Consider the following 18013-nt stretch of genomic DNA (forward strand, 5'->3'; position numbering starts at 1 on the left):
CCCTCGCCGGCTGCACGGTCGGCCCCGACTACCGGCGGCCCGCGGTCGACACGCCGGCCGCGTGGCACGTCGATCCGGCCGACGCGTACTGGCATCCGGCCGCGCCGGCGCGCGCGCCGCTCGACGCGACCTGGTGGACCGCATTCGGCGATCCGCAGCTCGACGCGCTCGAAGCCGAGGCGCAGCGCAACAACCAGAACCTGAAGGCCGTCGCCGCGCGCTACGACCAGGCGAAGGCCACGCTCGCGTCGGTCGCGTCCGCGCAATATCCGGCCGTCTCGCTGAACGCGAGCGGCCAGCGCTTTCGCATCTCGGCCGATAGGCCGCAGACGAACTACGCGACGCAGAACGTATCGACGGTGCAGAACGACATCCAGATCGGCGCGAGCGTCAGCTACGAGCTCGACCTGTTCGGCCGCGTGCGGCGCACGGTCGAGGCCGCCGAGGCGAATACCGACCAGGCGCGCGACGATTTCGCGAACGCGCGCGTCGTGCTGAGCGCCGATCTCGCGTCGAGCTATTTCGCGCTGCGCGAGCTCGACGCGGAGATCGACGTCGTGCAGCGCTCGATCGCGCTGCAGCAGAAGGCGCTCGACTATGTGAGCGCGCGCCACGATCTCGGTGCGGTGTCGGGCCTCGACCTGCTGCAGCAGCGCGCGCAGCTCGACGCGACGCGCACGCAGGCGCAGTTGCTGGTACGGCAGCGCGCGCAGGTCGAAACCGCGATCGCGACGCTCGTCGGCACACCGGCGCCTGCGTTCTCGCTGCCGCCGCGCGTGGTGCCGATCAACGCGCCCGCGCTGCCGACCGGCATCCCGAGCGATCTGCTGGAGCGGCGCCCGGACGTCGCGTCGGCCGAGCGCGCGATGGCCGCCGCCAACGCGCAGATCGGCATCGCGCGCGCCGCGTACTTTCCGCGCATCGCGCTGTCGCCCGACATCGGCTGGGACGCGACGCGCTTCTCCGGTCTGTTCACGGTGCCGGCGCTGCTGTGGTCGATCGGCGCGTCGGCGAGCGAATCGCTGTTCGCGGGCGGCAAGCTGAGGGCCGGCGTCGATTTCGCGCAGGCCGGCTACGTCGCCGCGCAGGCCAACTATCGGCAGACGGTGCTCACCGCGTTCGAGGAGGTGCAAAATGCGGTGACCGGGCTGTCGGTGCTCGCCGACGCCGCGCAGCAGGCGTCCGCCGCCGTCGACGACGCGCGCCGGCTCGTGTCGCTCGCGCAGGACCGCTACGCGGGCGGGCTCGCGCCCTTCATCGACGTGCTGACGGCCGAACAGCAGTTGCTGACGAGCGAGCGGCAAGCCGTGCAGATCCAGGGGCAGCGCGCGGCGCTCGTGGTCTTTCTCGCGAAGGCGCTCGGCGGCGGCTGGAACGGCGCGGCCGCTACCTCCTCCGACATGGCGGCCGCGGACGCCGCCGGCACGCGCCCGTCAGCGGTCACGCGATAACGGATCCGAACATGAAAGTACTGATCATCGAAGACGAACCGAAAGTCGTCGAATATCTGAAGAGCGGACTGACCGAGGAAGGCTGGGTCGTCGATACCGCGCTCGACGGCGAGGACGGTGCCTGGAAGGCGGTCGAGTTCGACTACGACGTGGTCGTGCTCGACGTGATGCTGCCGAAGCTCGACGGCTTCGGCGTGCTGCGCGCCTTGCGCGCGCAGAAGCAGACGCCCGTCATCATGCTGACCGCGCGCGACCGCGTCGACGACCGCGTGCGCGGGCTGCGCGGCGGCGCCGACGATTATCTGACCAAGCCGTTCTCGTTCCTCGAATTGATCGAGCGGCTGCGCGCATTGACGCGTCGCGCGCGCGTGCAGGAATCGACGCTGATCTCGATCGGCGACCTGCGTGTCGACCTGATCGGCCGCCGCGCGACGCGCGACGGCACGCGGCTCGATCTGACCGCGCAGGAATTCCAGCTGCTCGGCGTGCTCGCGCGGCGCAGCGGCGAGGTGCTGTCGAAGACGACGATCGCCGAGCTCGTCTGGGACGTGAATTTCGACAGCAACGCGAACGTCGTCGAAACCGCGATCAAGCGGCTGCGCGCGAAGCTCGACGGCCCGTTCCCGGAGAAGCTGCTGCATACGATTCGCGGCATGGGCTACGTCCTCGAAGCGCGCGACGACGGCGGCGACGCGGAGAAGCGCACATGAAACGCTCGATCGCGCTGCGGCTGTCGACGATGTTCGGCATCGTGTCGCTGCTCGTGTTTACGCTCGTCGGCTGCGGGTTGTTCGTGATGATGGAGCGCCAGCTGTTCGCCGAGCTGCGCGCGACGCTCGACACGCGCGCGAAGGTCGCCGAAATGATCGTCTCGCATGCGCTCACGCCCGAACGCGGCCGGCTGATGAAGGAGAAGCTGGCCGACCTCGAGCCGCCCGACGGCTCGACGCGCTATCAGGTCGACACGCCGAATCCGGACTTCCGCTTCGGCCGCCCCGTCGACGGCGTGCCGGTCGGCGCACCGCTCGGCGCGTTCCAGCGCTACGCGCTCAACGACAGCAGCTACGACGTCATGACGAAAACCGTCACGGTGGCCGGTAGCGGCGCGCGACCGACGCTGAAGCTGATCGTCGCGAGCTCGTGCGAGCGCACGCAGCGGATGCTGCGCCGCTTCGGCTGGACGCTCGCCGCGCTGATCGCGACCGCGACCGTCCTCACGCTGATGCTGAGCCGCGCGGTCGCGCGCTTCGGGCTCGCGCCGCTCGACCGGCTGTCGCAGGACGCGGCGGCCGTCAGCGTCGCGAATCGCCGCCAGCGGCTGCAGACCGACGCGCTGCCGGCCGAGCTGCGCGAACTGGCCGCCTCGTTCAACGGCGCGCTCGAGCGCATCCAGCAGACCTACGAGCGGCTCGAAGCATTCAACGCGGACGTCGCGCACGAGCTGCGCACGCCGGTCAGCATCCTGATCGGCCAGACGCAGGTCGCGCTGACGAGCCGCGACCGTTCCGCCGACCGGCTGCGCCAGACGCTGCAGTCGAATCTCGAGGAATTCGAGCGCTTGCGCGTGATCATCAACGACATGCTGTTCCTGTCGCGCAGCGACCGCGGCGAACGCGCGACCGATCTGAAATACGTGTCGCTCGCGCACGAGGTGCAGCGGATGCTCGACTTCCTCGAAATCCCGCTCGACGAAGCGCAACTGCGCGCCGAACTGCACGGCGACGCGCGTGCGGCCGTCGATCCGTCGCTGTTCCGGCGCGCGATGACGAACCTGCTGATCAACGCGATCCAGCATTCGGCGCCGGGCGCGACGCTGCACGTGACGATCGCGCCGCGCAACGCGCTCGTCGACGTATCGGTCGCGAACCCCGGCGAGCCGATCGATCCCGCGCGGCGCGCGCATGTGTTCGAGCGTTTCTACCAGCTCGAGGAAGCGCGTGCGAACAGCATGGAAAATCACGGGCTCGGGCTGTCCATCGTGAAGGCCGTCGCCGAAATGCACGGCGGCAGCGTGTTCGTCACGTGCGCCGACGGCGTCAATACGTTCGGCTTCTCGGTGTGCGCGCAACCTTCCGCCGACACACCGGCGCGCGCGCACGACGCATCCGGCCACCCGGCGTCGGCGACGCTGCCGCACGCGCGCCCGTCGCGCGCGGCGCACTGAGTTCGCGCGACGCGCCGACGGCAGTTTTCTTCAATACGCGCGCGCGCCGCGTGCTTACTCTCGATGCGAGTTCCGACATTCGCATGGAGAGATTCGATGAGCATGCTGGTTTCGATGGCCGCGTTCGCGCTGGCTTCGTCGATCACGCCCGGTCCGGTCAACATCGTCGCGCTCGGCGCGGGCGCGCGTCACGGGCTGCGCGCGGGGCTGCGCTATGCGGCCGGCGCGACGCTCGGTTTCGTCGCGCTGTTTCTGCTGACCGGCCTCGGCCTGCACGCGGCGCTCGAGCGCTGGCCCGCGCTGACGAGCGCGACACGCTGGTCCGGTATCGCGTTCCTGCTCTACATGGCATGGCGCCTCGCACTCGACGACGGCCGGCTGCCGGCCGATACGAAAGTCACGGGGCCGTCCGCGGCGTCGGGCGCGGCGATGCAGTGGCTCAATCCGAAAGCGTGGCTCGCGTGCGTCGCGGCAATGGGCGCGTATGCGGCCAACGGCGATCGCGCGCAGGTCTGGCAATTCGCCGCGCTGTATCTCGTGATCTGTTTCGCGTCGATCGGCTGCTGGGCGTATGCGGGCGCATCGCTGCGGCAGCGGCTCGCGAGCGCGCGCCGGATGCGCGTATTCAATCGGCTGATGGCGTTGCTGCTGGCGGGAAGCGCGTTGTATCTGCTCGACGTGTAATCGCGACGCCTCGCCACGCGGCGCGCGCGGCGCTTCAGCGGGCCGCGCCGCGATACTGGCCGGGCGTCGCGGCCGCGATCCGACGGAATGCTCGCTGGAAATGCGCCTGATCGGCGAAACCGGCGTCGAGTGCGACGTCGGCGATCGGACGACCGCGGCGCAGTTCCGCACGCCCGTACTGCACGCGACGGTCGATCAGGAACGCATGCGGCGTCATGCCGTAGCGCGCGCCGAACGCGCGGATCAGATACGACGGCGACAGATCGGCCGCTGCGCAGATCGCGTCGAGCGTCAGCGGCTGCCGGCAGTGCGCGGCGATGTAGTCGGCCGCCCGCGCGAGCTTCGCGTTGTCGTCCCCGCGCCGCGCGTCGGGCACAGCGCGGTCGAGCGCGCCGTGCAGCCGCGTGAAGAATGTCACCGCCGCGCTCTCCTTCGCGAACGCGTCGACGCCGGGCGCGACGAGCGTCCGGTAGAAACGACCGAACTGCGCGAACAGATCGCGCCGCTGCGTCCATTTCGGCGAAAAACCGTGGAAATCCGTGTTCGCGTCGCGGCCGAGCGAATGCTGCAGCCGCGCGAGCCACGGCACGTCGACGTACACCATCCGGTACGCCCAGTTGTCGGGCCCGTACGGATTGCACGCATGCACCTGCTCCGGATCGATGATGACGAGCACGCCGCGCCCGACGTGCTGGTTCGTTGCGCCGTTCACGTACGTGCTCGTGCCGCCGACGATCGCGCCGATCGAGAACGTGTCGTGCGTGTGCTTCACGTAGCAGAGTTCGCGCCCGTCGTCGACGGTGCGCGCTTCGATGAACGGCAGCGCGGCGTCGCGCCAGAACGGCGACGGCGTCGTGGACGAGCGGACGGTAGAACGGCGCACGCGGCGGCCTCCCGGAGCGAATGACGAGTGCACACCGTACAAGACTGCGTCGCACCGCGCAAGCCGCGCGCATCGCTTCGCTGCCGGCGCGCGCGGTTTCGCCTAAGCTTGGAACTCCGGCCGCTGCGGCATGCGCCGGCGGCTCCGTTCCCTCTTCTTCCGGTACGCTCATGCACATCGATCTGAAAGGCAAGACCGCGGTCGTCACCGCTTCGACCGCCGGCATCGGACTCGCCATCGCCGAAGGGCTCGCGCGCGCAGGCGCACGCGTCGTCGTCAACGGACGCAGCGACGCGTCGGTCCAGTCGGCGATCGCCCACCTGCGCACGGCCGCGCCCGGCGCGGCTATCGACGGCGTCGCCGCCGACCTGTCCGGCGCCGCCGGCGCCGCGCGCATCGCGCAGCACACGCCGAACGCCGACATCCTCGTCAACAATGCGGGCATCTATGGGCTGAAGCCGTTCTTCGACATCGACGATGCCGAATGGACGCACTACTTCGAGATGAACGTGATGTCGGGCGTGCGGCTCGCGCGGCACTACCTGAAAGGGATGCTCGAACGCGACTGGGGCCGAGTCGTGTTCGTGTCGTCGGAGTCAGGACTGAACATTCCCGTCGACATGATTCATTACGGCTTCTCGAAGACGGCCCAGCTGTCGATCGCGCGCGGTCTCGCGAAGCTCGCGGCCGGCACGCGCGTGACCGTCAATTCGGTGCTGCCGGGGCCGACGCTGTCGGAAGGCGTGCGCACGATGCTGCAGGAGACGGCCGATCAGACCGGTCGCAGCGTCGACGACGTCGCGGTCGACTTCGTCCGCGAGCATCGCGCGAGTTCGATCATTCAGCGGCCCGCGACGCCCGAGGAAGTCGCGAACATGGTCGTCTACGTGTGTTCGCCGCAGGCATCGGCGACGACGGGCGCGGCGCTGCGCGTCGACGGCGGCGTCGTCGACACGATCGCCTAGCGCGCGGCGGCCGCTGCGCTACGCGCCGCCGTTGCGCGCCTGCAGCCGGCCGCTGCGGTCGGCGTTCATGCAGGTGTCGAAGCCGTGGTGCGTGACCGCGCCGGCGCGATCGAACACGACGAAGTACGGCCGGCGCTCGTCGCCGTGTTCGAGCAGATAGTTGTAGCAGACGCCGCTGCCGTTGCGCACCATCCACACGCTGCGCGGATTGCCGCCGGCGTGGACGACCGTGTCGCGCGTCGCGCCGTGCCGCGACGCGGCCTTCGGCACCGGCATACGCGAATACGAGAACGGCAGCCATGCATCGAACCACGCGCAGCCGTGCAGCATCAGGCAGCCGGCGGCCAGAGAAAGCGTTGCAGCGGGACGGGACATCCGGATCAATCGCATGCTGGGAAGAGTTCTGCTGCGCCTGCCGGCGCGACCGAAAGCCCCATGCTACTCGACCTTTGGGGTTCGGATCGCAAAGAAATGTCGAATTCGGTGTGCGCGGCGTGCCGGATGCAACGCTTACGCGCGCCATTCGGCCCACAGCACGGTCAGCACCGTCATCAGCGCGGGGCCGACGAACAGGCCGATGAGGCCGAACGTTTCGGCGCCGCCGAGAATGCCGAACAGCACGAGCAGGAACGGCAGCCGTGCCGAGTTGCCGATCAGCACCGGCCGCACGAAGTGTTCGGCAACGAACACGACGACGAAGCCGAGCACGGCGATCACGACCGCCCACGCGGTCGCGCCCTGCACGAACAGCCACAGCGCGGCGCCGCAGAACACGAGGGGCGCGCAGAACGGCAGCATCGCGGCGACGGCGGTGACGACGCCGAGCAGCGCCGCATGCGGGACGCCGGCGAGTGCATAGGCAACGCCGAGCAGCGCGCCTTCGCCGAGCCCCACGACGACGAGGCCCGTGACCGTGCCCTGCACCGCGGCGACCATCCGCTCGATCAGATGCGCGCCGTCGTGGCCGAACGCGCGCTGCGCGCCCTGCAGCAGTTCGCCGGCCAGCCGGTGTCCGGCGCGCACGATCACGAAGAGCGTGACGAGCATGAAGCCGAATTCGAATACCGCATGCGCGACGCGCGTGCCGAACTGCCGCCCGAACGCGAGCACCTTCTCGCCGCTCGCGCCGTGCATCGCGGTGGCCGCATGCAGCGGATGGCCGAGGTTGGTTTGCCACCATTGCGTGATCTGCGCGGCGCCGTACGGCAGCCGGTTCACGACGTCCGGCAGCGGAATGCCGTTGTCGCGGATCGACTGGAACCATTCGCGCAGGTCGTGCGCCTGCACGATCGCCTGCGTGAGCGCGATCGCGACCGGCAGCACGACCAGCAGCGACACGGCCGCCGTGACGATCGTCGCGACCAGCGTCGGCCGGTTGCGCAGCAGCGCATTCGCCTCGATTCGCTGCAGCAGCGGCCACATCGCGATCGCGATCACGCAGGCCCAGGCGATCGCCGGAATGAACGCGCGGATCACCCACAGCGCAAGCGCGAGAAGCGCCGCATACAGCACGGCGCGCGCGATCTGTTGCGCGCGCGGCCGCGCGGCCGCATCGCGGGACGACGAAACGTGAGTGCCCATCGCACCTCTGTCGAAAGAAAAAATGGCGGTTCGCGCAGCAACCTCACTGCGCGAACCGCCATTCTATCCATCGAAGCCGCGCATGCGCGCGGCGCGACGCAGGCTTACGCTGCCTTCTCGGCGACGCGATAACGCTCGAGCCAGTGTGCATACGGCGCGGGCAGCGTCCACGACGGACGCTCGACGCCGAGCTGCTTGGCCGCATAGTACGGCCAGTGCGGGTCGGCCAGATGCGCGCGGCCGACCATCACGAGATCGAGCTGCTCGTCGGCGACGACGCGGTTTGCCAGTTGCGGCGTGTCGATGCCCCACGCGGACGACACCGGCAGCCCCGCTTCGCGGCGCACGCGTTCGGCGACCGGCGCGAGGAACGCCGGGCCCCACGGAATCTGCGCATCGGGCGTCGAGAAGCCGACCGACACGCTCAGCATGTCGAGCCCTTCCTGCTTCAGTCGCTGCGTGAGCGCGATCGATTCGGCGAGCGTCTCCTCGTCGCGGCCGTCGTATTCGATCACGCCGAAACGCGCGGTCAGCGGCAGATGCTCGGGCCAGACCTTGCGGACCGCGGCCAGCGTCTCGACGAGGAAGCGGCCGCGATTCTCGGCCGAGCCGCCGTATTCGTCGGTGCGCCGGTTCGAGTGCACGGAGAAGAAGCTCTGGCCGAGATAGCCGTGCGCGAAATGCAGTTCGAGCCATTCGAAGCCGATGTCGCGCGCACGCCTGGCCGCCGCGACGAAATCGGCCTGCACGCGCGCGATGTCGTCGCGCGTCATCTCGCGCGGCACCTTCGGCAGATGCGCGCCGAACGGCACGGACGACGGCGCGATGGTCTGCCAGCCGCGCGGATCGCCTTCGGGGATATGGTCGTCGCCTTCCCACGGACGGTTCGCGCTCGCCTTGCGGCCCGCATGCGCGATCTGGATGCCGGGCACCGCGCCCGCGGCCTTGATCGCCGCGACCGACGGCGCGAACGCTTCGGCCTGCGCATCGGTCCAGAGTCCGGCGCAGCCCGGCGTGATGCGGCCTTCCGGCGACACGGCCGTCGCCTCGGCGATCACGAGGCCCGCGCCGCCGCGGGCGATGCCGGCCAGGTGCACGTGATGCCAGTCGTTGACGACGCCGTCCTCGGCGACGTACTGACACATCGGCGGCACCGCGATCCGGTTGCGCAACGTGACATCCTTCAGTTTGAACGGTTCGAACAAGGCAGACATCCACGACTCCTTTTGCTTGGTCCTGCGAAACGGCGGGTTGAGCCGTCGTGCGGCTGCACGACGGCGCGAAACGGATGCCGCCGCGCCGCTTGCGCGACGCGACGGCGCCTGGCTAGCGGCGCGTTCAGCGCCGGCTCAGCGCGGCGAGCAGCGCTTCGGCCGCGGGCGCCGACGACGCCGGGTTCTGCCCGGTGATCAGCAGCCCGTCGGCGACGACATGCGGCGCCCAATCGGCGCCGCGCTCGAACTGCGCACCGTTGGTCTTCAGCATGTCCTCGACGAGGAACGGCACGACTTCGGTCAACCCGACGGCCGCCTCCTCGCTGTTCGTGAAGCCGGTCACGCGCTTGCCGCGCACGACCGACTCACCGGTTTTCGGGTCCTTCACGTGGCGCAGCACGCCCGGCGCATGACAGACCAGCGCCGCCGGCTTGCCGGCCGCGAGCGTGCGTTCGATCAGGCCGATCGAATGCAGATCTTCGGCGAGATCCCACAGCGGGCCATGGCCGCCGGGGTAGAACACCGCGTCGTAGTCGTCGATCGACACGTCGGCCAGCTTGCGCGTCGCCGCGAGTTCGGCCTTGGCGGCCGGATCGGCATCGAAACGGCGCGTCGCATCGGTCTGCGCGGACGGATCGCTGCTCTTCGGGTCGAGCGGCGGCTGGCCGCCCTTCGGCGACGCGAGCGTGAGCTCGATGCCCGCGTCCTTGAACGCGTAGTACGGCGCGGCCAGTTCCTCGAGCCAGAAGCCGGTTTTCTTGCCGGTGTCGCCGAGCGTGTCGTGCGAGGTCAGGACAACCAGAATCTTCATGATCGGACACTCCTATGAAATTGACGGGAACAGGCCGCGCGGGCGGCAGCCGTGTCGCGCATCGGGCATGCCGGCGCACGACGCGCGGTGCCGCATGCGCGCGGTGCGTGCCCGTTAGTCCGCGCTCGTGCGACAACGTGCGGCAGCGATACACAAAACCGGTCGCTGTATTAGACCAGTCGTCTACAAGCCACGCGCGACACGCGGTGTCGGCGCGCATCGGTGGCGACTGCGTTGCCGCATCAGCCCGATTGTGCGCCTGTCGCGCCACGGCGTGCGCCGCCGGCAGCGCGTCGCTTTGCCGCTCCGCCCTTCCCGCGCGCGCACGTCTGCGTGCCGCACGCGTCCCGTCATCCGGCGCGCCGCATGTCGCACGGTTCGGCTCGTCCGGTTCAGGAGCTCGGATCATAGCCGCTGATTAGACCGGTCGTCTAGTAAACGGCCGTTCGACCCTGCCGTCCGCAGGGTTTCATGTTTGCCTCCGTGCCGCGCGCGGCGACGGTCGCGATCGGCGTCCTGTCCGGTGCATACTCGCGGTATGCCGATCGGCCACAAAACGACCAAATCGAGGTAACCACTGCGATGGACATCGCCATCCGCATCGAAGGCCGACACGACCTGACCGGCCAGATCTACCGCCAGCTGCGCACCGCGATCGTCGACGGGCGGCTCGAAGGCGGCGCACGGCTGCCGTCGACGCGCGATCTCGCGAAGCAGCTCGGCGTGTCGCGCAAGACGACGCTCGATGCGTTCGAACGGCTCGTCGCCGAAGGCTATCTGCACACGCGCGCAGGCGACGGCACGTTCGTCGCCGACGGGCTCGCGCGCGTCCCGCATGCGGCGGGCGCGCCGGGGCCGTCGCTCGTGCGCGACACGCCGCGCGCCGACGCGGTCGATGCGCGCGCATGGTGGAACGATCTGCCCGACGCGCTGCCGATGCCGATGCCGGCCGACACGCCGCGCGACGACTTCCGCGGCGGCGTCACCGACAAGACGCTGTTCCCGTTCGACACGTGGCGACGCTGCCTGCATCACGCGCTGCGCCAGCAGGCGCGCGTGCGCGGCCAATATCACGATCCGGCCGGCGATGCGCAGCTGCGCGGCGCGATCGCGCGCTACGTCGGCTTCCGGCGCGCGGTGGTCTGCAACTGGGACGACGTGATCGTCACGCAGGGCGCGCAGCAGGCGCTCGATCTGCTCGCCCGCGTCGTCGTGCGGCCCGGCGACATCGTCGCGGTCGAAGATCCCGGCTACCCGCCGGCCCGCGCCGCGTTCGCGTCGGTCGGTGCAACGGTGATCGGCGTGCCCGTCGACGCGCACGGGCTCGTGACCGAGCGGCTGCCCGACGAGGCGCGGCTCGTCTACGTCACACCCTCGCACCAGTTCCCGCTCGGGATGCCGATGTCGCTGGAGCGGAGCATCGCGCTGCTCGAATGGGCGCAGCGTCGGCGCGCGGTGATCATCGAGGACGACTACGACGGCGAATTCCGCTTCGAGGGGCGGCCCGTCGAATCGCTGAAGAGCCTCGATCGCACGGGGCTCGTCGCCTACGTCGGCACGTTCTCGAAGACGATCTTCCCGGACCTGCGGATCGGCTATGCGATTCCGCCGCGCGCGCTGCGCGGCGCGCTCTGCAAGGCGAAGCAGATCGTCGACTGGCATACGTGCACGCTGACGCAGGCGGCGCTCGCGCGCTTCATGCTCGACGGCGATTTTGCGCGGCACCTGCGCCGCGTGCAGAAGCACTACGACGCGCGCCGCAAGATGGTGGTGGCGCATCTGCGCGGCGCGCTCGCGCCGTGGTTCGACGCGATCGTGCCGAGCGCCGGCATCCACCTCGCCGCGCTGCTGAAGCCGGGCGTCGACGAAGCGGCGCTGATCCGCGCGGCGCGCACGCAGGACATCGGGCTGTACGGCATCTCGATGTTTCACGTCGACGTGCCGGTGCGCGCGGGGCTCCTGTTCGGGTATGGCGGCATCGACGCGGTACGCATCGACGCGACGCTCACGCGGCTCGCCGCGATGCTCGACGAAGGCGTCGCCAGCCGGCGCACGCCGGTGGTCACCTGATATTTCCGGAAATTGGCCATTCAAGCAGGCCAGTAGGGCTCGTAAAGTAGGTCCGTCGCGCCACCGTGCGCTCCAACCGAAAGAGGACCTGCGATGCAACCGCGTCTGAACTTCTATGCCGCCAGCCCGAATGCGATCAAGGTGATGCGCAACGCCGAGGACTTCCTCGCGAAAAGCTCGATCGAAAAGCCGCTCGCGGAGCTCGTCCGCCTGCGCGCGTCGCAGATCAACGGCTGCGCGTTCTGCGTCGACATGCATACGACCGACGCGCGCAAAGGCGGCGAAACCGATCGCCGCCTCGCGACCGTCGTCGCCTGGCGCGAAACGCCGTTCTTCACCGCACGCGAGCGCGCCGCGCTCGAATGGACCGAGGCGCTGACGCTGATCGCCGAGGACCACGTGCCCGATGCGGTGTGGGAATCGGTGAAGCCGCACTTCAGCGACGAGGAGCTGTTCGACCTGTCGCTGCTGATCGCGACGATCAACGCGTGGAATCGCTTTGCGATCGCGTTCCGCAAGATGCCCGAGTGAGGTGCGCACGATGACGACCCGCACCTCCTTGCGCCGCGCGCTCGTCGGCGCGGTGCTCGCGCTCGGCGCCGTGTCGGTCGTGCCGACGCACGCACACGAGACAGGCGACGCCGCGCACGCGATCATGCGGCAGACCGTGCCCGAAGCGCCGGGCAAGCTCGCGGTCGTCGCAATCGTCGACTATGCGCCCGGTCAGGCATCCGAACCGCATCGGCATCTCGGCTCGGTCTTCGCGGTCGTGTCGAAAGGCGAAGTGTTGTCGCAAGTCAACGACGGCCCGCTGCGGCGCTATCGCGCCGGCGAAGGCTGGTACGAGCCGCCGGGCGCGCGCCACCAGGTGTCGCGCAATGCGAGCGAGAGCGAGCCGGCGCAGCTCGTCGTGTTCGCACTGACCGGCGAGCACGATCCGCTGAAGTCGCCGATGGAGCGGTGAGCGCGCGTCGCGCGCGATGTGCCGATACCAATGGAAAAACCGGCCCGAAGGCCGGTTTTTCCGTACTGCGTACCGCTTGGCCGCGGCGGCGCTGACGCGCCGCGCGACATCAGAAGCGGTGAATCATGCCGACGCCGACGGCGATCTGGTTCTGGCCGGCACCTGCTGCCACGCCGTCGCCGATTTGCGTCGTTGCCGACTGGATCGCGCCCGCGCGGCTCAGCGTATTGCCGCTCGCGTGCTGGTACGCCTCGAGTGCGTACAGGCCCGTGCGCTTCGACAGGCTGTAGTACTGCGACAGCGTGACCTGGTGGTACTTCGCCGAGCTCGAGATGCCGTTAGACTTCGTTGCGGCCGTGTACGAGTAGCCTGCCGCGAAGTCCCACTGAGCCGCTGCCTTCCAGTGCAGCACGGCGCCGGCCGTGTTGAAGATCGCGGTGTTGTGGAACGACGAGCCGATGCCCGGGATGTACTGGACGTTCGTGTAGGACACGGACACGTCCCACGCCGGCGTGAACTGGTAGCCGGCCGTCACGCCGAGGCGCTGCTGCGATTGCGCCGTCGCGTAGCCGTTGTTGATCGCCGACACGACCGGCTGGCCGCCGCTCGTGACCGTCGAGTTGTCGCCCCACGCGCCGCCGCCGAGCGTCGAGTTGTTGACGCGCTGATAGCCGACCGCGATGCCTGCCGGGCCGTTCAGGTACTGGATCGCCGCGCTCCACGTCGAGCCGCGGTTCACGCTGCCCGGCACGCCGCCGAACGAGTACGAGCCGCCGACCGTGAAGCCGTAGAACTTCGGCGACATGTAGACGAGCGAATTGTTCGCGCGGTAGCTCGTATCCAGCGAGTCGATATCACCCGGGTGCGCGCCGTATGCGCCCGTCAGCCACGTCGTCGGGCTGTACGGCGACAGCAGCGTGTAGTACGCCGTGTACTGGCGACCGGCCGTCAGCGTACCGTACGCCGCGTTCGTCAGGCCGACCCACGCCTGACGCGTGAAGATGCCGCCCGTCCACTGCGATGCGCCCGTTGCCGTGTTCACGCCGGCTTCGAGCTGGAAGATCGCCTTCGTGCCGCCGCCGAGGTCTTCGTTGCCCTTCAGGCCGAAGCGGCTGCCTGCCCACACGCCGGTGGACATCGACACCTTCGAATGACCGCCGCTCGTCGCGCCGGTCGACGGTGCCGCGTTATTCTGGTACGCCAGACCGTTATCGACGATACCGTACAGGGTCACGCTGCTCTGAGCGTGGGCGGCGGTAGCGGCCGCAAGGCCGGCTGCCGTCATGGCGACGACGACGCGCTTTTTCATTGATTCTCCGTCCTCAAAGAATGATTCTTTTCTGGTGTGGTCTTGTGACACATGTGCGAGTACATGCCGGCGCAATTCTGACGGATTACCGATTGTTTCCCAATACGCGCGGTCGGTCATCGTATGATCGACGCAACGCGCGGGTTCACCAAACGGTTACATAAGGCGCGGAAACGCTTACAGCGCGGGCGTTTCCGGCATTTCCCGGTGAAAACCCTAGCTTTACATTTTTACTGCTGCACATCGAGCACGCGAAGTCGTCAGACGCCTTAGCGGCGCGCAACCGCGCAGGATCGCTGACGATCGTGACACCTCCGTTTCGGCAGCCGAATCGTCGTGCGAAACGCGGTCGGGCGACCGCGGTCGGAGGAAACGCGGCGGCCCGGCGAACGCGGGCCGCGAGAGAGGAACGCCGGCGGCAACCGCGCCGCCGCGCGATGCTTGCCGGGCCGATTACCGCGATGCGATCCGTGCGTCGACCGCTTCGACGAGCGCCGCGATGCGCGCGCGGATCGCCGCGTTCGATCCGACGAACGCGAGCGACGACGCCATGATTCGATAGATCCGCTTTCTCGGCACCTTGGCCGGTTTCGCCGGATCGAGCCAGCCGTCGTGGCCGGCCAGCAGTTCGAGCGTTTCGAGGCCGATCAGGATCGGCCACAGGCACGCAAGCCGCAGCCGCACGAAGCGACGCGGAATCGCCACCGTATACGTACAGGCATCGCGATACTGGTCGAGCGCGACGCGCAGCAGGTCGAACAGCACGCCGCGCGCGCGCGGATACGCGTCGGGTGCGAGCAGATCGGCCGCGCTCAGCCCGTGCGCGGCGAGCGCGTCCTCCGGCAGATAGCAGCGGCCGATCCGCAAATCCTTCGCGCAGTCGCGCAGGATGTTCGTCATCTGCAGCGCCTTGCCGAAGCGGATTCCGCGCTCGCGCATCGCCGGCACGTCCCAGCCGCGCGCCGCGCGCGTGTGCATGGCCGTCATGTCGGTCCAGAACTCGCCGACGCAGCCGGCGACGAGATACGTATAGCGGTCGAGCACGTCGCGCGTCGGGAGCACCGCAAGCTGGCCCGACTGCTCGTCCGGGAACGTGCGCAGGTCGAATTCCATGCCCGACGTCAGCGTCGCGACGACCTTGCGGATCGACGTGCGATCCGCGTCCGGCTGCGCGCGCAGCAGCGCGAGCATCGGCTGCATCGAGCCGAGCAGCACGTGCTCGTGCGAATCGGTCTGCATCCGCGTCACGTCGTCGAGTGCAGCCGACAGCGCGACGCCGTCGCCGAGCCGCTCGATCTCGTCGCGCAGCGCGTTCAGCAGCGCCGCGCGCCGCTCGGGCACGACGAGCGCCGTGTCGGCGATCGTGTCGGCCGCGCGCGCGAGCAGATACGCGAGACCGACCGGCTCGCGCATGCCGTCGGGCAGCACGCGCAGCGTCAGATAGAAGGAGCGGGAAACGTTCTTCAGCAGGTCGCCGAGCAGATAGGCGGGATCGGTATGAGTCGTCATGGATTCGGAAAAATCGGCCGGCGCGGCACCCGCGCACGTCCGGCGCATGGGCGCCCGCGCCGGCCCGCGAGTCGCCGCATCGTCGCGCCCGCACGGCTTCGCGGCCCGGCGCGGCGATGCAAAATTCCCGCAAGTTTAGTGCATCCGGCGCCGGGCCCCGCGCGCGACGGCGGTTCGACGCACGCCGGGCGTCAAAAACAAGAAAGGCACAAGTAATACATATGTAATGATTCGATGCGACGATCGCGCCCTGTTCGATGCCGCGCGGCGCGGCATGATGCATCGCGCCGCCGCAACCGCGTCCTTTTCCGGCTCCCGATTCGAAGGTCCATCGCCATGTTCTTCAAGCGCCCGAGCGTCCTGCGCAGCGTCCCGTTCGCCTGTGCCGCCACGTTCGTGCTCGCCGCGTGCGGCGGCGACGATACGCTGACGCCCGACCCGACGCAGCCGATCTCCGCAAAAATCCAGGTGGTCGGCCACCGCGGCGCGAGCGCGCGGCGTCCCGAGCACACGCTCGCGTCGTACCGCAAGGCGATCGAGGACGGCGCGGACATCATCGAGCCCGACCTCGTGGCAACGCGCGACGGCGTGCTGGTCGCGCGCCACGAGAACGAGATCTCGGGCACGACGAACGTGTCGGCGCTGCCGCAGTTCGCGAGCCGCAAGACGACGAAGACGATCGACGGCACGCAGCTGACGGGCTGGTTCACCGAGGACTTCACGCTCGCCGAGCTGAAGACGCTGCGCGCACGCGAGCGCATTCCGCAGATCCGCCCGGCGAACGCCGCGTACAACGACCAGTTCGAGATTCCGACGCTCGACGAAATCGTCGCGCTCGCGAAGCAGATGTCCGCGCAGACGGGACGCACGATTCATCTTTATCCCGAAACCAAGCATCCGACCTACTTCCAGTCGATCGGCCTGCCGCTCGAGGACCGCCTCGTCGACGCGCTGCTGAAGGATCCGTACACGTCGCGCACGGCGACCGTCTACATCCAGTCGTTCGAGGTTGCGAACCTGAAGGCGATCCGCAACCGGATCGGCGCGAGCCAGCCGAACTGGAAGCTCGTGCAGCTGATGGACGAAGCCGCGCAGCGCCCGTACGACTTCGTGAAGGCCAACGACAAGCGCACCTACGGCGACCTGTCGACGCGCGACGGGATGCGCGAGATCGCGACGTATGCGAACGGCGTCGGCCCGTACAAGACCTCGATCATCGCCGTTGCCGCGGACGGCACGCTGCAGCAGCCGACGCCCTACGTGCGCTACGCGCATGAAGCCGGGCTCGTCGTGCATCCGTACACGTTCCGGCCGGAGAACAACTTCCTGCCCGCATCGCTGAAGGATGGCGGGACGCCCGACACGCGCAACACGGCGGGCTCGGTGCGCGAAATCCAGGCGTACCTGCGCGCGGGCATCGAGGGCTTCTTTACCGACGATCCGGCGGTCGGCCGGACGGCCGTCGACACGTTCAAGCGCTGAAGCGGCGGCGGATGCGGTGCGGCACATGCGCACCGCATCCGCCACGCACCGTCTCGCACGGCGCGCGGCCGCGCGCCCCGTCGCGGTCAAATCACGCTGAAGTGATGCGTCCCGTCGCGCTTCAGCTGATCGACGAGCCCGTATTCCCAGTCCAGATACGCCTGCATCGCGGCCGCCGCGTTGTCGGTGCCCTCGTACGGCCGCCGGTAGCGGTCGATGCGCGGCGACGCGAGCCGCGTTTCGCCGCTTTCGAGCGGCAGCCCCGCGTCGATCCACGCGGCCGTCCCGCCGGCGAGCACGAACACCGCCGTGCCGTCGGGCAGCCACGCGCGCGCGTCGGCGGCCGCGAAGCGCGCGAGCAGGCTCGACCCGCACGTGAACACATAGCGCGTCGCCGGCGGGATCGCGGCGAGCGCGTCGCGCAACTGTGCGCGCACCGCGAACCACGCGCCCGGGATATGGCGCTTCACGTAGTTCGCGCTGGCCGTCACGTCGACGATCGCGACGTCGTCGCGCTTGCCCGCTTCGAGCCAGCCCGCGAGCGTCGCGGGCGACACGTCCTGCGCCTCGGGCGGCGTCGGCACATTGCGCGGCGGCTCGCCGCGTTCGACGAATGCCGCGTCGCCCGCCGGTTCGACGACGCGCACGTCCCAGCCCATTTGCGCGAGCCACGACGCGGTCATGTCCGCGCGCACGCCGTCGTCGTCCGCGAGCACGATCCGTGCGCCGCGCACCGGGGCGTGATGATCGGTCTCCTGCACGAGTTGGCCGCCCGGCGTGCTCAGGAAACCCGGTAGATGGCCGGCCTCGTACTCCTCCGGCGTGCGCACGTCGAAGCGGTAGAGCGTGCGGCCCGGCTCGGCGGCGAGCGCGTCGACGTCCGCGAGCGCGATCCGCGCCACGCCCGCGCGCTCGGCGACCGCGCG

General features: G+C 69.3%; 17 protein-coding genes. 9 read left to right on the forward strand and 8 right to left on the reverse strand.

Annotated features, from left to right (window positions below; genetic code table 11):
• The 4 genes from HMPREF3115_RS16805 to HMPREF3115_RS16820 form a co-directional block, all read left to right on the forward strand.
• Positions 1 to 1451, forward strand: a 1451-nt coding sequence (locus HMPREF3115_RS16805; RefSeq protein ID WP_070555263.1) for an efflux transporter outer membrane subunit, incomplete at its 5' end; no start/stop codon positions are given.
• A gap of 11 nt (positions 1452 to 1462) precedes the next feature.
• The gene (locus HMPREF3115_RS16810) at positions 1463 to 2161 is read left to right on the forward strand and encodes a heavy metal response regulator transcription factor (RefSeq protein ID WP_006403630.1); all 699 of its coding nucleotides are present in this window, start codon (positions 1463 to 1465) and stop codon (positions 2159 to 2161) included.
• Positions 2158 to 3615 (forward strand): heavy metal sensor histidine kinase, encoded by a 1458-nt coding sequence (locus HMPREF3115_RS16815; protein ID WP_070555266.1) that lies wholly within the window; start codon positions 2158 to 2160, stop codon positions 3613 to 3615. Before HMPREF3115_RS16810 ends, HMPREF3115_RS16815 begins: the two co-directional genes overlap by 4 nt.
• Before the next feature lie 96 nt (positions 3616 to 3711).
• A complete protein-coding gene (locus HMPREF3115_RS16820; RefSeq protein ID WP_006403632.1) occupies positions 3712 to 4299 on the forward strand; it encodes a LysE family translocator in 588 nt (195 codons plus the stop codon).
• A gap of 34 nt (positions 4300 to 4333) precedes the next feature.
• On the opposite strand, the gene HMPREF3115_RS16825 is transcribed toward HMPREF3115_RS16820, so the two are convergent.
• The gene (locus HMPREF3115_RS16825) at positions 4334 to 5182 is read right to left on the reverse strand and encodes an AraC family transcriptional regulator (RefSeq protein WP_069221118.1); all 849 of its coding nucleotides are present in this window, start codon (positions 5180 to 5182) and stop codon (positions 4334 to 4336) included.
• A gap of 170 nt (positions 5183 to 5352) precedes the next feature.
• Here HMPREF3115_RS16825 and HMPREF3115_RS16830 point away from each other — a divergent pair, with 170 nt between their 5' ends.
• Positions 5353 to 6147: an SDR family NAD(P)-dependent oxidoreductase gene (locus HMPREF3115_RS16830; RefSeq protein ID WP_006403635.1), complete on the forward strand. Its 795-nt coding sequence runs from the start codon at positions 5353 to 5355 to the stop codon at positions 6145 to 6147.
• A gap of 18 nt (positions 6148 to 6165) precedes the next feature.
• On the opposite strand, the gene HMPREF3115_RS16835 is transcribed toward HMPREF3115_RS16830, so the two are convergent.
• The 4 genes from HMPREF3115_RS16835 to HMPREF3115_RS16850 form a co-directional block, all read right to left on the reverse strand.
• Entirely contained in the window at positions 6166 to 6522 is a 357-nt protein-coding gene (locus HMPREF3115_RS16835) for an osmotically-inducible lipoprotein OsmE (protein WP_006403636.1), read from the reverse strand.
• Positions 6523 to 6657: 135 nt separating this feature from the next.
• On the reverse strand, positions 6658 to 7728 hold the full coding sequence (locus HMPREF3115_RS16840; RefSeq protein ID WP_053298589.1) for an AI-2E family transporter: 1071 nt from the start codon (positions 7726 to 7728) through the stop codon (positions 6658 to 6660).
• 104 nt (positions 7729 to 7832) lie between these two features.
• Positions 7833 to 8942, reverse strand: coding sequence for an NADH:flavin oxidoreductase/NADH oxidase (locus tag HMPREF3115_RS16845; protein ID WP_053298590.1), 1110 nt, complete (start codon positions 8940 to 8942; stop codon positions 7833 to 7835).
• A gap of 124 nt (positions 8943 to 9066) precedes the next feature.
• Entirely contained in the window at positions 9067 to 9753 is a 687-nt protein-coding gene (locus tag HMPREF3115_RS16850; RefSeq protein ID WP_006412218.1) for a type 1 glutamine amidotransferase domain-containing protein, read from the reverse strand.
• A 582-nt stretch (positions 9754 to 10335) separates the two neighbouring features.
• On the opposite strand from HMPREF3115_RS16850, the gene HMPREF3115_RS16855 reads away from it, so the two are divergent.
• The 3 genes from HMPREF3115_RS16855 (at position 10336) to HMPREF3115_RS16865 (ending at position 12787) form a co-directional block, all read left to right on the forward strand.
• On the forward strand, positions 10336 to 11823 hold the full coding sequence (locus HMPREF3115_RS16855) for a MocR-like pyridoxine biosynthesis transcription factor PdxR (protein WP_070555275.1): 1488 nt from the start codon (positions 10336 to 10338) through the stop codon (positions 11821 to 11823).
• A 93-nt stretch (positions 11824 to 11916) separates the two neighbouring features.
• Positions 11917 to 12354 carry a carboxymuconolactone decarboxylase family protein gene (locus HMPREF3115_RS16860; RefSeq protein ID WP_006403645.1) on the forward strand — a complete coding sequence of 146 codons (438 nt, stop codon included), beginning with the start codon at positions 11917 to 11919 and terminating at the stop codon, positions 12352 to 12354.
• Positions 12355 to 12364: 10 nt separating this feature from the next.
• Complete coding sequence (locus HMPREF3115_RS16865) at positions 12365 to 12787, forward strand: cupin domain-containing protein (RefSeq protein ID WP_035948682.1); 423 nt, start codon at positions 12365 to 12367, stop codon at positions 12785 to 12787.
• Positions 12788 to 12896: 109 nt separating this feature from the next.
• Here the strand turns inward: HMPREF3115_RS16865 and HMPREF3115_RS16870 are convergent, their stop codons facing one another.
• Both HMPREF3115_RS16870 and HMPREF3115_RS16875 read right to left on the reverse strand, forming a co-directional pair.
• Entirely contained in the window at positions 12897 to 14096 is a 1200-nt protein-coding gene (locus tag HMPREF3115_RS16870; protein ID WP_070555269.1) for a porin, read from the reverse strand.
• A gap of 453 nt (positions 14097 to 14549) precedes the next feature.
• Positions 14550 to 15605 (reverse strand): phytoene/squalene synthase family protein, encoded by a 1056-nt coding sequence (locus tag HMPREF3115_RS16875; RefSeq protein WP_070555278.1) that lies wholly within the window; start codon positions 15603 to 15605, stop codon positions 14550 to 14552.
• Positions 15606 to 15941: 336 nt separating this feature from the next.
• On the opposite strand from HMPREF3115_RS16875, the gene HMPREF3115_RS16880 reads away from it, so the two are divergent.
• Positions 15942 to 17087, forward strand: coding sequence for a glycerophosphodiester phosphodiesterase (locus HMPREF3115_RS16880; protein WP_070555272.1), 1146 nt, complete (start codon positions 15942 to 15944; stop codon positions 17085 to 17087).
• A gap of 86 nt (positions 17088 to 17173) precedes the next feature.
• On the opposite strand, the gene HMPREF3115_RS16885 is transcribed toward HMPREF3115_RS16880, so the two are convergent.
• Positions 17174 to 18013: rhodanese-like domain-containing protein (locus tag HMPREF3115_RS16885; protein WP_256276219.1), on the reverse strand; the 840-nt coding region annotated here is incomplete at its 5' end.

Origin of the sequence: Burkholderia sp. HMSC10F09, assembly GCF_001806955.1 — a bacterium.
In the GTDB taxonomy this organism is placed as follows: Bacteria; Pseudomonadota; Gammaproteobacteria; order Burkholderiales; family Burkholderiaceae; genus Burkholderia; species Burkholderia multivorans.